At 64.5% G+C, this 12,826-nt stretch carries 13 protein-coding genes; 5 read left to right on the top strand and 8 right to left on the bottom strand.

The features are described from left to right. Positions 1-24 precede the first annotated feature (24 nt). Together DTS01S_RS09055 and DTS01S_RS09050 are read right to left on the bottom strand one after the other, a co-directional pair. A complete protein-coding gene (locus tag DTS01S_RS09055) occupies positions 25-1,335 on the bottom strand; it encodes an NtaA/DmoA family FMN-dependent monooxygenase (RefSeq protein WP_017403981.1) in 1,311 nt (436 codons plus the stop codon). Between the two features lie 19 nt (positions 1,336-1,354). Continuing rightward, on the bottom strand, positions 1,355-3,304 hold the full coding sequence (locus DTS01S_RS09050; protein WP_244386199.1) for a TonB-dependent receptor: 1,950 nt from the start codon (positions 3,302-3,304) through the stop codon (positions 1,355-1,357). A gap of 358 nt (positions 3,305-3,662) precedes the next feature. On the opposite strand from DTS01S_RS09050, the gene DTS01S_RS09045 reads away from it, so the two are divergent. Continuing rightward, positions 3,663-4,454: an IclR family transcriptional regulator gene (locus DTS01S_RS09045; RefSeq protein ID WP_026062019.1), complete on the top strand. Its 792-nt coding sequence runs from the start codon at positions 3,663-3,665 to the stop codon at positions 4,452-4,454. A 30-nt stretch (positions 4,455-4,484) separates the two neighbouring features. On the opposite strand, the gene DTS01S_RS09040 is transcribed toward DTS01S_RS09045, so the two are convergent. After that, entirely contained in the window at positions 4,485-5,300 is an 816-nt protein-coding gene (locus tag DTS01S_RS09040; RefSeq protein WP_016453650.1) for an ABC transporter ATP-binding protein, read from the bottom strand. Positions 5,301-5,419: 119 nt separating this feature from the next. Here DTS01S_RS09040 and fepB point away from each other — a divergent pair, with 119 nt between their 5' ends. From fepB to DTS01S_RS09025, 3 genes are read left to right on the top strand one after another with little or no spacing between them, the layout of a single operon-like run. Further along, positions 5,420-6,412, top strand: coding sequence for a Fe2+-enterobactin ABC transporter substrate-binding protein (gene fepB / locus DTS01S_RS09035; protein WP_017403984.1), 993 nt, complete (start codon positions 5,420-5,422; stop codon positions 6,410-6,412). A gap of 3 nt (positions 6,413-6,415) precedes the next feature. After that, positions 6,416-7,477, top strand: coding sequence for a FecCD family ABC transporter permease (locus tag DTS01S_RS09030; RefSeq protein ID WP_017403985.1), 1,062 nt, complete (start codon positions 6,416-6,418; stop codon positions 7,475-7,477). After that, complete coding sequence (locus DTS01S_RS09025) at positions 7,474-8,514, top strand: FecCD family ABC transporter permease (RefSeq protein WP_061287610.1); 1,041 nt, start codon at positions 7,474-7,476, stop codon at positions 8,512-8,514. Before DTS01S_RS09030 ends, DTS01S_RS09025 begins: the two co-directional genes overlap by 4 nt. Before the next feature lie 46 nt (positions 8,515-8,560). Here the strand turns inward: DTS01S_RS09025 and DTS01S_RS09020 are convergent, their stop codons facing one another. The 4 genes from DTS01S_RS09020 to DTS01S_RS09010 all read right to left on the bottom strand — a co-directional run bounded on the left by DTS01S_RS09020 (position 8,561) and on the right by DTS01S_RS09010 (position 10,826). Continuing rightward, positions 8,561-8,932, bottom strand: a complete 372-nt coding sequence (locus DTS01S_RS09020; protein ID WP_046240848.1) for a hypothetical protein — start codon at positions 8,930-8,932, stop codon at positions 8,561-8,563. A 370-nt stretch (positions 8,933-9,302) separates the two neighbouring features. Continuing rightward, on the bottom strand, positions 9,303-9,683 hold the full coding sequence (locus DTS01S_RS09015) for a hypothetical protein (protein ID WP_156493764.1): 381 nt from the start codon (positions 9,681-9,683) through the stop codon (positions 9,303-9,305). Between the two features lie 130 nt (positions 9,684-9,813). Then, entirely contained in the window at positions 9,814-10,395 is a 582-nt protein-coding gene (locus DTS01S_RS30325; protein ID WP_139223802.1) for a hypothetical protein, read from the bottom strand. Between the two features lie 137 nt (positions 10,396-10,532). Continuing rightward, positions 10,533-10,826, bottom strand: a complete 294-nt coding sequence (locus DTS01S_RS09010; RefSeq protein WP_061287627.1) for a hypothetical protein — start codon at positions 10,824-10,826, stop codon at positions 10,533-10,535. A gap of 804 nt (positions 10,827-11,630) precedes the next feature. On the opposite strand from DTS01S_RS09010, the gene DTS01S_RS29470 reads away from it, so the two are divergent. Further along, the gene (locus tag DTS01S_RS29470; RefSeq protein WP_074931670.1) at positions 11,631-12,107 is read left to right on the top strand and encodes a hypothetical protein; all 477 of its coding nucleotides are present in this window, start codon (positions 11,631-11,633) and stop codon (positions 12,105-12,107) included. An 80-nt stretch (positions 12,108-12,187) separates the two neighbouring features. Here the strand turns inward: DTS01S_RS29470 and DTS01S_RS09005 are convergent, their stop codons facing one another. Then, on the bottom strand, positions 12,188-12,634 hold the full coding sequence (locus DTS01S_RS09005) for a hypothetical protein (protein WP_370671610.1): 447 nt from the start codon (positions 12,632-12,634) through the stop codon (positions 12,188-12,190). Positions 12,635-12,826: the final 192 nt, after the last annotated feature.

Below are 12,826 nucleotides of genomic sequence, written 5' to 3'. Positions count from 1 at the left end.
CTCGGTGAGGGCAGGGCGCAGCCCCTACCTCGACTCGTCGAGGTGCTCCATGAACGTGGTGCCCGTGTAGCGGGAGCGGAACAGGCCGGCCTCCACCAGGCGCGGCACCAGCTGCTCCAGCACGCAATGCAGGGACTCGACGGAGCCGCCGGGCGCGGCCAGAAAGCCGTCGATGGCGCCGGCGGCGCTCCACTCGGTGATCTGCGCCACGGCATCGTCCACCGTGCCGACCACCTGCCAGTGCGCGGCGGAGAGGATTTCCGGCCGCTGCAGCAGCTCGTCGATGCGCAATGACTCGCGTTCCATCAGGCGCCTGAGCAGGCCCGCATGCGTGCGGCTGGACGGGGTTGCCACGGGCGGCGGAAGGTCGGCTGCGGTGATCGGCCGGTCTGCGGGCCAGTCCGTCAGGTCCAGGCCGACCATGGCCTTGATCGATGCCAGCTTGCGGCCCCTGTCCACCCGGCCGTGCGTCTGCTGGAACATCTCCCGGGCCTGCTCGCGGGTGTCGGCCAGGTACAGGCTCAGGCCGGGCAGCAGGCGCACATCCCGCGCCTGGCGGCCATGGCGCTGTGCGCGCCGAGACAGGTCCCGGCGCAGCTCCAGCGCCGCGTCCAGGTCCGGCGTGGGCGCGAAGACGATGTCTGCCACCGATGCTGCAAAGTCGCGCCCGGTGCTGGATGCTCCCGCCTGCACCAGCGGAATGCGCGGGCCGCCGAACTCCGGCAGGTTCAGCGGGCCGCGCACCTTCAGGTGCGGTCCCTCGTGGTCTATGGGGTGGACCAGCGAGGCGTCGGCGTAGCGGCCGCTGTGCCGGTCGATCTTCAAGGCCTCGTTGGGGAAGCTGGCCCACAGCCGGCGCACCACGTCGGTGAACTCTGCGGCCCGCGCATAGCGTTCATCGGCATCGGGCATGGCCTGCAGCCCGAAGTTCTCGTGGCCCTGCAGGGCCGTGACGATGTTCCATCCGGCGCGGCCGTTGCTGATCCAGTGCAGCGACTGCAGCTGGCGCGCCACCGCATAGGGCGGGAAAAACGTGGTCGATACCGTGGACACCAGGCCGATGCGCGAGGTCTCGCGCGCCAGCGCGGCCATCAGCACCGTGGGGTCCAGGCTGGCGAAGCCCGCGCCCGTCTCCAGCGCCTCCATGGGCAGAAAGCTCACGTCCGGGCGGAAGACGAAGTCCAGGTGCGCGGCCTCGGCGCGCCGGGCCAGGTCCAGGGCGAAGTCGCTGGAGTACAGCCCTTCGATATGGCTGCCGGGCCGCCGCCAGGCGTCGCCGCTCAGCCAGGTGGGGGCCAGCGAAAGGCCGATGTGCAGGGGTTTGCGGGGTGTCATGTCTGCTGTCATTCCCATCTCAGAACGTTCCGCGCACGCCCACGCCGATCATGCGCGGCGCGGTCATGCTGGCCTCGATGCCGCCGATGCCGCGGTTTTGCTGCAGGTACGTCGGTGCGCGCCTGTCGAACACGTTCTTGATATAGCCGTACAGCTGCACGCGCGCGCTGTAGGCATAGGTCATGCGCAGGTCGGCGATGGTGTTGGAGCCGACCGCATAGGCGCGCGTGTTGGCGGTATCGGAGTAGTAGCCGTCCAGGTGGCGCACCTGGCCGGAGACATTGAACCGGGGGCTGGCGTCCCAGCTCACGCCCAGGCTCAGGTTGTAGCCGGGCGAGCGGGCGAAGCGGTTGTGCTCGTAGCCGGGGTTGCTGCCCATTTCCTCGATGCGGGTGCGCAGCACGCCCACGCCGGCCTTGATCCGCAGGTTGTCCAGCGCGCGGTAGTCGGCGCCCAGCTCGAAGCCGTAGGCATGGGCCTTCTCCGCGTTGATGGTGTAGGACTGGGCCACGCCCGGGGAGATGACCACGGGGATGTTGTACTGCGCATCCCGCATGTCCATGTAGAACAGGTTGGTGTTGAGCATCAGCCGGTCATCGAGCAGGCTGGCGCGGCTGAACAGCTCGTAGTTCCAGATCGACTCCTTCTTGAAATACGCCCACTGCCGGCTGGTGAGGTTCAGCGACACACCGCCCGGGTTGTAGCCCCGGCTGACCAGCGCGCCCACGGTCCAGCGCGGTGTGGCGGCATAGGCCAGGGACAGCTTGGGCAGCAGGGCCGAGAAGGTTTTCGTGTAGTCGAGGGCGGTGGGTGCCAGCACCGAAGTGCCGGTGCGCACCACCTCGTCCTGTTGGTAGCGCAGGCCGCTGGTCAGGGTCCAGCGGTCGGCCAGGCGCCAGTTCAGCTCGCCGAAGACGCCCAGGTTCTTCTTCGTGTCGTCGAAGGCGGACAGGCCGCGCAGCAGCAGGCTTTCGTCCGTGCCGGTGCGCGCGTAGTAGACGCCGCCGAAGCCGCTCAGGCGGTCCTTGTCGCTGCCCACCAGGGCGCGGAACTCATTGGAGACATTGTTCTGGCGGATATCGGCATCGCCCTCGCCGGGGATGCCCGTGTAGCGCTGCACGGACGAGCGCGAATACTGGGACTGGTTGACCAGCCGCACGCCGTTGCCCAGCTCGTAGCTGAGGTCGAGGATGCCGGTGTCGGTCTTCTGCTTCCAGCTGGGCATGGTCGTCGTCCAGTGCTCCAGCGCGTTGAACGGAGCGGACGCTGCCTCCTGGCTGGGGCGGTTGCTGTCGTTGTGGGAATAGGTGAACTTGGCCTCCAGGCCCGGAACGCTGCTGGGCAGCCACAGGAACTTCATGCGTGCGTTCAGCGCGCGGAAATCCTGATCGGCCTGGCCCCGCTGGAACTGCGGATTGGTGTAGTCGATGAAGGTATCGCGCCCAGAGTAGTCCACGGCCAGTCGCGCGGCCAGCTCCTCGCCCACGGGGCCGGAGACGGCGATGGACGCTCGCCGCGAGTGGTAGTCGCCCGCCTCCAGCTGGTAGGCCCCTTCGCGCTTGAAGCTGGGGTCCTTGGTGTTCACGACGATGGCGCCCGCAATGGCATTGGCACCCTGCGAGGTGGTCTGCGGGCCGCGGAACACCTCGATGCTCTCCACATCCCAGACCGAGGTCGCGCCGAAGAACATCTCGTTGTAGTTGAGGTAGTGCCCGTCCAGGTTGATGGTGGCGCGCGGCACCGTGCCGCCCCAGAAGACGTTCTGGCCGTTGTTGGGGCCCTGCGTGTCCTGCCCGCGGATGATGGGCGCGCCCACCGTGTCGGTGTAGACCACGTTGGGCACGTCGTGCAGCACCTCGTGGACCGAGGCATTGCCGGACTCCTGCCGGGCCAGGTCCTTGCCGGCCTTGACCGACACGGAGGAGGCCGTGTCCTTGAGTTCGCGCCTGACCTTTTCTCCGCTGACCACGACCGCTTCAAGCGCGTTGGATTCCCCCCCGGAACCCGATGTGCCCTGAGCGAAGGCGCCGGCCGGCGCCATCAGGGTAGAGAGTGCGATGGCGCCCGCCCGGGACGGGAGCCTGCGATGGAAACACAGCTTCACAGCATCTTCCTTTGATGAGAATGATTCGTATTTTTCAAAGGTCGCCATCATGCATTGAAATTCCACAGTAGGGAATGCATTCCCACATGCGGAAGAAAAAAACAGCGGCGAAATGGTGTGCGCGCACCTGTGCAGAGCCTTCGGCAGAGCCGGTATCATCGACACCGGCGGCGCCTGCGCCCCCACCTGCGATGCGCCTGGTACAGGCAAGAAAGCCCAGCCCTTGAAAACAACAACACCTCAGACGACAGCCGGCGAGAAGCGCTCCGGCACCATCCAGTCCGTCTCCATCGCCACCCGGTTTCTCATGGTCCTGGCCAATGCCGAAAGCGAGCTGGCGCTGGGCGAGGTGGCCCGGCGAACGGGAACGGGGGGCTCCACGGCCCACCGCTACCTGCAAAGCCTCGTCAAGGAAGGCCTGGCCAAGCAGGACCCGGCCAGCGGCCTGTATGACCTGGGCAGCGCGGCGCTGAGCATCGGCATTGGCGCGCTCAAGCGTGTGGATGCGGTGGAGATTGCGGCGCAGCGCATGAAGGCGCTGACGCACAGCCATGCGCTCAGCGGCGGCGTGGCCATCTGGACCGACCGCGGGCCGACCCTGGTGCGCTGGTACCGCAGCGCCTACTTCTCGATCAACCCGCTGGCGCTGGGCGACATCCTGCCCATAGACAACACCGCCTGCGGCCTGGTGTTCCAGGCCTTCCTGCCCAAGGCCACCATCGACGCCGCACGGCGCCAGCAGCCCGCCGATTTCCGTGGCAAGCCGCCGGCCAAGGCCGTGCTCGACGAAGTGCGCGAGCGCTGCTGGTCCGAGATGACCAGCCACCTGCTGTCCAACGTCACGGGCCAGGCGGCGCCGGTGTTCGATGCGCAGCATGAAATCGTCTGCGCGGTCACCACCGTCTCGGACCTGGGCCAGCTCAAGTCACCGGAAGACCGGGTCGCGCTGTTCCGCGAGGCCAGCCTGATCAACCAGTCCACGGGCGGGCGGGCCTTCAGCGCAGATTCGCCTTGAAAGCCGCGCCGGGAAGAATGGCCGGGCGCCTCAGTTCCCTGCGGCGCGCTCCACGGCATTCGCGGCCCTGCGCCCCCTGGGCACCACCAGGGGTGTCCCCGACACGGGGTCCGCAATGATCACGGCCGGCAGGCCGAACACCTCCTGCACCAACTGCTCCGTGAAGATCGCCCCGGGCGCGCCCTGCGCGGCAATGCGCCCGTCGCGCATGGCGATCAGGTGCGAGGCATAGCGGCAGGCCTGGTTGAGGTCGTGCAGCACCGCAACCACCGTGCGGCCGGCGTCGTTGAGATCCGCCAGCAGCTCCATCAGCTCGATCTGGTGGGCGATGTCCAGGAACGTCGTGGGCTCGTCCAGCAGCAGGATCGGCGTCTGCTGCGCCAGCACCATCGCAATCCACACCCGCTGGCGCTGGCCGCCTGACAGCTCGTCCAGCAGGCGGTCGGACAGCGCTGCCACATCGGTGGCCTGCATGGCCTCGGCCACGGCCTGCTCATCCGCGTCCGTCCACTGCCTCAGGAAGGATTGATGGGGGTAGCGCCCCCGCGCCACCAGGTCCGCCACCGTGATGCCCTCGGGCGCCACCGCGCTTTGCGGCAGCAGGCCCAGGCGCCGTGCCACCTCCTTGGCGGGAAATTGCGAGATGTGCCGGCCATCGAGGATGACCTGCCCGGCCACCGGCACTAGCAGCCGCGACAGCGCGCGCAGCAGGGTGGACTTGCCGCAGGCATTCGGCCCCACGATGACGGTGAAGGAGCCATCGGGAATGGCAAGGGACAGGCCCTGCGAAATCGTGCGCTCGCCGTAGCGCAGCGTCACCGCATCAGCACTCAGGCGCTGCGTCATGGCCGGTCATTTCCCACAATCGATAGGTCCTTCGGTGTTTGCAATGTGGAATGAATTCTACAATACGGAATACGCTGAAGACGCCGCCCTGGCGCCCGGCCCCGTCGCTTCGGATCGAGATGAACAGACTCCAACTTGCCGCCCTGGGCGCGGCCGCCGCACTGGCCGTGCTGGCCTGTTTCGCATGGTTTCCACGCGCCGCCGTTCCCGTGGCGGGCGCCGCACCGCATACATCGCATGCGTCGCATGCATCGGGTACACCGGCTGCAGCACACGCAGACCATGCACCGCTGCCCCGGCGCATCGTCTCCACCTCGCCCAGCGTGACCGGCATCCTGCTGGCCATCGATGCGCCGGTCGTTGCGACCGCCGCGACCACGCCCAGCCGCATGACCGACGACAAGGGCTTTTTCTCGCAATGGGCCGCGGTTGCCGACAAGCGCGGCGTGCAGGTGCTCTACCGCAACCTGCAATTCGACATCGAGGCCGCCATCGGCGCCAGCCCCGACCTGCTGGTGGCCTCCGCTACCGGGGCCGACAGCGTGGCCCAGCACCGCACCGAACTGCAGGCGCAGGGCGTGCCCATGGTCGTGGTCGACTACTCCAGCCAGTCCTGGCAGGACATCGCCACCGAGCTGGGCCGCATCACGGGCCATGCGAAGCAGGCCGCCGCAGCCATTGCCCGCTTCGATGCCCATGTGGCGCAGACCGCCGCCTCCATCACGCCCCCGGCCCAGCCCGTCAGCATCGTCGCCTACAACCTGGCCGGCAGCTACTCCATAGGCCGCGCCGCCAGCCCCCATGCGCGGCTGCTGGCCGCACTGGGCTTCAAGGTGGAGGGCCTGCCGCCCGCGCTGGCCGCCCAGGTCACACGCGCCTCGGACTTCGAATTCATCTCCCGCGAGAATCTTTCGGCCGCCATCACCGGCGACCCCGTCTTCCTGCTCGGCGCCTCGCAGGGCGATGTGCAGGCCTTCCTGGACGATCCGCTGCTGGCCAACCTGCCCGCCGTTGCCGGCCGGCGCGTCTATCCGCTGGGCCCGACCTCGTTTCGCATCGACTACTACTCGGGGCAGCAGATGGTCGACGCCGTGGCAAGCCATTTCCGCTGAGCCATGCGTGCACGGCTCCAAGGCGCGGTGGCTCGGCCTGCCTCGCGTGCTCCGCGCGCTCCCCTGCACTGCAGGCGTTGGCTGGGCCTTGCAGGCGGGCTGCTGGCGCTGGCCATCATTGCCGTGCTCGGCATCACCGTCGGCTCGCGCGACATAGCACTGGCCGACATCCTCGGCGCGCTGCGGGCTCCGGACCTGCGTGATGACCAGCACCTGATCGTCAGCCTGCTGCGCATGCCCCGCACCGTGGTGGCCATCCTGGCCGGCATGGCGCTGGGTGTGGCTGGTGCGCTCATGCAGGCCGTCACCCGCAATCCCCTGGCGGAGCCGGGCCTGCTGGGCGTCAACGCGGGTGCGGCGCTGGCCGTGCTCATCGGCATGACGGCCTTCGGCCTGACGTCCGTGCTCCAGTACGTCTGGTGCGCCTTTGCCGGCGCGGGGCTGGCGGGCGCCGCCGTCTTCGCGTTCGGGCAGTCCCGGGGCGCGGGCGCGCACCCGGTGCGCCTGGTCCTGGCCGGGGCCGGCCTGTCGGTCATGCTCACCTCCAGCGCCGGCATCATCCTGCTCAACGCGCCCCCGGAAGTCTTTGACGGCTTCCGCCACTGGGCGGCCGGCTCCCTGGAGGGCAGCGGCTATGCCAGCGCCGCCGTGCTGGCGGCCGCCGTGGCGGCGGGGCTGGCGGCGGCCTGGGCCATCGTCGGCCAGCTCAACGCCATGGCGCTGGGGCATGACGTGGGCCTGGCGCTGGGCGTCAATGTGCGCGCCACCGCGCAACTGGCCTGCCTTGCGGTCATGCTGCTGGCCGGGGCGGCCACGGCGGCCGTGGGGCCCATTGCCTTCGTCGGCCTGGTGGCGCCGCATCTTGCACGCCTCTCGTGCGGGCCGGACTACCGCTGGATACTGCCGCTGTCCGCGCTCTACGCGGCGGTGCTGCTGCTGGGGGCCGACGTGCTGGGCCGCGTCGTCGCGGCGCCTGCCGAAGTGGCTGCGGGCATCGTCGCCTGCCTGATCGGCGGGCCGTTCTTTGTCTGGGTGGCGTGCAGATACCGGTTGAGCAGGCTATGAAGACCTCCGTGAACACATCGGTTGTGCGCTGGGGAGCCTGTTCGTTTCTCTGGCGGCCCAGGCCGCTGGCCGTGGGCATGGCGCTGGTCGTGCTGGCCCTGGTGCTGGGTGTGCTGCTGCTGGGCACGGGAACCCTGCCCCTCAGCCCCGCCGAAGTGCTCGACAGCCTGCTGGGCACGGGCTCCAACCCCGCAGCAGAGCGCATCGTGCAGCGGGTGCGGCTGCCGCGTGTCCTCACGGCCGTCTTCGTGGGCGCGTCGCTTGGCATGGCGGGCGCCATCTTCCAGTCCATCTCCCGCAACGCGCTGGGCTCGCCGGACGTGATCGGCTTCACCACCGGCGCGGCCAGCGGGGCGATTGCGCTCATCGTGCTCGGTGACGCCGGGCCGCTGTGGACATCGCTGGCCGCCGTGCTGTCGGGCATGGCCACGGCGGCGGTCGTGCTTGCGCTGTCCGGTGGCCGGCGTGCGGCCGGCGGTTACCGGCTGGTGCTGGTGGGCATAGGCATGGGGGCCACGCTCTCGGGCCTGAACACCATCTTGCTGGTCATGGGGGACCTGGACCGGGCCGTCGCCGCGCAGCGCTGGCTGGCCGGCTCGCTCAGCGCGCGGACCTGGGCGCATGTCGCGCCCGCCGCACTGGGCTTCATCGCCATCGTGCCCGTCGTGCTGTGGTGCGCCCGCCGCATCAACCTGCTGGAGCTGGGCGACGATGCCGCCACACAGCTCGGCGTCAACGTGCCGCGCACGCGGCTCACCATGGTGATGGCTGCCGTGGCCCTGACCGCTATCGCCACGGCAGCGGCGGGGCCCATCGCCTTCATCGCGCTGGCCGCGCCCCAGGTGGCCAGGCGCCTGGGCCTGTCGCCCGACGTGCCCCTGTTCACGGCGGCAGCCATGGGCGCCGTTCTGCTGCTGGCGGCCGACATGCTCAGCCAGTGGGCACCCGTGCGCCTGCATCTGCCCATCGGATTGGTGACCGGGCTGCTGGGCGGGGTGTATCTGCTGTGGCTGCTGTTTCGCACGCGCAAGGGATAGACGGCAGTGCAGGGTGCAACGGGGCGCAGCCCCATGGCCTCCGGGACTACCTGACGCCCCGCGCTGCCCCAGGCCCCACCACGGTGTACACATGCCCGGCCTCTTCGGCAGCCACCTTGGCCGCCTCGCTGCGGCGCACCTCCGCCTGGTCCTCGTATTCGCAGTTCATCACCCGGGCTTCGCTGCCGGCGTATTCCGCCAGCGATTCAGCGCTGTTGCGAATGGTCACCAGCGCCTGCGCCACCACGTCCAGCCGCTGATGGCCCTCGGGAATCTCCAGCCAGGCCAGCGCCAGCTGGGCCAGGGCGGAAACCTCGGCACAGCCTTGCTGCACGAAGCGGTCCATTTCATGCAGCGCTGTTGCAAGCTTCTGGGCGTGGGTGTTTTCGGGGGGAGGGGATGGGGGGATGTGCTTCATGGGTTCGACTCTCCACGAAGCATTCCATTGGCGTCTGACATCGCATCTCCTTCAGAAAGGGGTGATGCTTGCCGGTTTTTCGTGATGCAGATACTACGAGTTGCGTAGTTGATTGGCAGGGTGTTCAAGAAGATGGGGGCTGTCGAGTGGGTCTGAGGGGGCGGCCAGCTTGTCGCAAGCGCACAGATCAATCGCTATGCGTTGGGCAAGCCCAAGCCGTACCTGCTGTACCGTGCGCAAGCTGGCCGAAGTCCTCAAGGTGCCGACGGCGTTTTTCTGCTCGGATACGGATGATGGAGTTAGCAGTCGCTGCTCAGCGATGGGCAGGCGAGTGAGGATGTGCGGGAGAACGTACGAGGATGTTGGGGAATTAGGGCGGCTCTGCCCTGCCATCCCTAGGGCCGGCGAAGACAGTCAGCTCCTGCTTGGTTCTTGTGCGCTGACACAGCAATTCCTCGATAAACAGGATGCCGACATCGATACCGTATGGCTGGCTCAATCCGGTTACGACCTGCCCCTCAGCGACGAATACCTCGTCAAGGTCGAAGATGCCAACAGGCACTACGTTCGTTCGATCACCGGGCCCATCGTGATTTGCGTCGCTCAAGCCGGGGAGCATGCCTATGGCGCGATAGTAGGCTGCCTCGGCATCGCTGGCAGCGAACAGATGCGACGCGATGAAATGGCGTTTCTCTCTGCGGTTGACGTCGTAAGGTGGCTGCGTGCTGAGCGAAGCGTTCTCCTCCTTCATGAGGAAATGGGCAATGTATAAGGACATCAATAAGGTACTTTCAACTGCAGTGCCGTGGTGAATCCCCCATCTGGCCGTCAGAAGCCGGATGCGGACGGCTCAGTCGACGGACATCGTCTGGATGAAATGGTCAGACATTGTGATCGATCACTTCTATTTCCTCGCATATTACGAAGTGATTTCCAATTTCCAGGACAACCGCGCTTGTTTCGACGATATGCGTGTCGATCAGTTGTGTTTTTAAATAGGATCCAATGCGATCTCGAACGCTGGTGAGGACAGAGATAGGACCGCGCAAGAGCAAGCCATAGCCTCCAGTCAGCAGTGTATGAAAGGATGCCGGTGAACCCGGCATCATTCTGGATGCGGCCAGCCAGCCTTTGTAGTGGTGATGAAGAATTTCCCAAATATAGGCATAAATTTGGTAAGGATCCTGGGGGCACGAGGAGAAGTAAAGGCTGCCTTGTCTTCCGGAGCGGTTCAGGAGCAAGGGGTGCTCCCGGTATACGGATATTGCATTTGCACTGCAAATGCACACGTCGGTGTCCAGCCATTGCTTGCACACGATTTTGGATTCTCTGCGTATCCGTGAATTTTTCCAGTCATCGCATTCGATCGAAATGAAGAGTTCATTGTTCTCTGAACGACTTATGGATGTAATCAGGCCGTTGCTGTCATCATGGAAAATTTCTGCCAGTGCCTCAATATTCATGTCTTCTGGAATGTCATGGGTGGATGTTCGGCGCCCCAGGACATGAGAGCCACCATATGTCTGACGTTTTATTAATTAGTGATTTTTACTGAGTTTTCGCAGATGCGTCTGATCGGCCGAAAGCAGTTCTCGGCATCTTATTCCTCAAGTGTCAACATTTGCTTTAGCCATTGATCCGCCGTCATGTCCTCAACTCCGATCACATGATGTATATACATCATCGCCTTTTGCAGGCCGTATCGTCCGTCCAGCCTGTATAGAAGATAGTTGGCTGTGATCACTGCGCCGGTGGGCCAGAGCCGCCGAAAACTCTCCAGATCCTTGTCAACGATTTCGCCATAATTGGCCAGATCACCGCACTCCGCTTCGATGGATCGACCAAGAATATTCTCGATCGTGGTTCTTGTATCTGCATTTATCTTGAATGCCATTGTTATCTCCATGCGGCCGTATTGATTGTGCTTGATCTCAAGAGCTTGTACCACGGACTGGCATTGTCTGTCGTCGCACGCCGGTTGTCATCTGCATCAAGCCCGCCTAGACCAATCTATTGAATGACGCAGCTATTCCGATTCGTTCGCACTCTGCTTCGGCCTGTTGGACTTCAAAATCCAGAAAATATCCTAGGTCCCAACAGAGTTTCCCGGCTCGGTGCTGCTCATCAAGTCTGGCAGGCACAAAATGCTCTGCAAATGAAAGAGCTTTCTTTAACTGGATCAATGCCTTAAGGCCCTTTATTCCTGTGGAAACCGATGCCGTTCCAACGAACAGGTCATGGCCTTTCACGTCCGAAAGATCGGGGATGTAATTGCAGCGCACTGCACATCCATTCCCGCATTTTTTGCAGTGCCATATTTCCATTGCAGATTTCTCCGCGGGGCGATGAAAATCAGTACTTGTACAGATGGGGCATTCCATGTTGGAGGCGGGTTGCTGGTGCTTCCAGTAGATTCAAACCTGGCTTCAGGGTCGCAGTCGGCTGATTGTGCCGCATGATGAGGAGCCTGGCATCGTGATTCAGGCGTGCTGCCATGCATCCTCAGCGTTTGCGGTGGCGGTGAGTAGGCATGGTGGCAGGTCGCCTCGCGATGGCGTGCATGTCTTCGGGCGGAGTGCCCGCATGTGTCACGCGACAGGGATGGTGAGCCTACGGAGGGTGAAGGAGGTTGACGGGACCTGTGCGAGGTAAGGACAATCGATCGTCATGGACACTGAAAATTAAATCTTGACACCACATGAACGTTATTGAAGCTGTAATGCACATGTCGCTTTGCGCGAAGGCTCCCCATCCTGTCCTGGTGGTTGACGGGGTGCCGCTTGAGTTATGGTTGAAAGAGGCAGATTGCTCGGCTGTCTTTGGAGAAGATACTGTGGGTGGCCTTGTCCCGGCCCAAGGGTGGCTTATTGATGAGTGCGATTTGCAAAATGCCTGGTATCTTTTGAATCCAAAAAATGAAAATTCGTCGACGATAGTGCCAATCATGATCTGTCCAGATGATATGGATATGAATTGCACTGTTGCGGTGGTAGAGCAGCTGGTTGATGAAGAAATGGTGAGTTGGGCGAGAATCGGACGTGCTATCGATGTGAGAAATGGTATTGTTGTTTCGGTTGAATGGGTAGCGGGAAATAAAAGAGCAGTATTTGACAAGACGGCTTTTTCTGCGGCGGTTGATGAGTTGAGGCGTCTGACAGAGGAGGTCTGGAGCTAGCCTCTGGCCACAGTCGCAAAGCTGGAATTGAGCGCCTTGCGGAAAACCAGTGATTCCTGGTCGATCGAGGTTGCCAATCCTCACCCAAACAACCCCCCCTCATCCAACAACTCAAACGCCACCTCAGGCGTCCTCTCCATCCCCCGTCGAATCGCTGCAGGAATCGCTTGCCGCGTCTTGCTGCACAGCCCGCGCATGGGCAGGACCTCGATCTGTATGCCGCGCACGGTGCGCACTTCGCTGGCGCCGGGTTCGATGCGCACGCGGATGCCAAGCTGCTCATACATGCGCTGCTCCACATGGCGCAGGTCCTGCAGGCTGGTGATCTGCTCCAGCCGGTGTAGCAGGCGCTTTTCCTCTTCCCTGGTGAGTCGCAGGATGCGCTGGTCGGCCATGGAGTCGGCGAGCAGGGCGTCGTGCTCGCAGATGCAGGCGCCCGGAGGGCAGGGGACTCGGATCGGAATCTGAACGGGAAAGCTCATCGATGCCCAAGGAAGATCCGCCCCGGCCGGGACGGTGCAGGCCATGCTAGTTCAAGGCTGCAGCGGGGCCAAGGGGAAAGTCCTGGGCAGCTTCCATCTCTGCAATGTGGCTTGCCTGATGCCGCAGGATGCGGAGGGCGGGGCAGAGATTCGGTGTGTCTGCGAGGCCGAATGCAGGCTTTGAGAAGCAGCTGTTGGCAAGGTGATGAAGGGATGCAATCCGAAGTGGGAATCCGC

Origin of the sequence: Delftia tsuruhatensis NBRC 16741 (assembly GCF_001571325.1) — a bacterium.
In the GTDB taxonomy this organism is placed as follows: Bacteria; Pseudomonadota; Gammaproteobacteria; order Burkholderiales; family Burkholderiaceae_C; genus Comamonas; species Comamonas tsuruhatensis.
Note: the sequence above shows the minus strand (reverse complement) of the source record. Positions and strands in the feature narration are given on the sequence as shown.

Coding starts and splice junctions, on each gene's coding strand:
- DTS01S_RS09055 (WP_017403981.1), bottom strand. CDS start 1,335: ATGACACCCCGCAAACCCCTGCACATCGGCCTTTCGCTGGCCCCCACC.
- DTS01S_RS09040 (WP_016453650.1), bottom strand. CDS start 5,300: ATGACGCAGCGCCTGAGTGCTGATGCGGTGACGCTGCGCTACGGCGAG.
- fepB (WP_017403984.1), top strand. CDS start 5,420: ATGAACAGACTCCAACTTGCCGCCCTGGGCGCGGCCGCCGCACTGGCC.
- DTS01S_RS09030 (WP_017403985.1), top strand. CDS start 6,416: ATGCGTGCACGGCTCCAAGGCGCGGTGGCTCGGCCTGCCTCGCGTGCT.
- DTS01S_RS09025 (WP_061287610.1), top strand. CDS start 7,474: ATGAAGACCTCCGTGAACACATCGGTTGTGCGCTGGGGAGCCTGTTCG.
- DTS01S_RS09020 (WP_046240848.1), bottom strand. CDS start 8,932: ATGAAGCACATCCCCCCATCCCCTCCCCCCGAAAACACCCACGCCCAG.
- DTS01S_RS09015 (WP_156493764.1), bottom strand. CDS start 9,683: ATGAAGGAGGAGAACGCTTCGCTCAGCACGCAGCCACCTTACGACGTC.
- DTS01S_RS30325 (WP_139223802.1), bottom strand. CDS start 10,395: ATGAATATTGAGGCACTGGCAGAAATTTTCCATGATGACAGCAACGGC.
- DTS01S_RS09010 (WP_061287627.1), bottom strand. CDS start 10,826: ATGGCATTCAAGATAAATGCAGATACAAGAACCACGATCGAGAATATT.
- DTS01S_RS29470 (WP_074931670.1), top strand. CDS start 11,631: ATGAACGTTATTGAAGCTGTAATGCACATGTCGCTTTGCGCGAAGGCT.
- DTS01S_RS09005 (WP_370671610.1), bottom strand. CDS start 12,634: ATGGCCTGCACCGTCCCGGCCGGGGCGGATCTTCCTTGGGCATCGATG.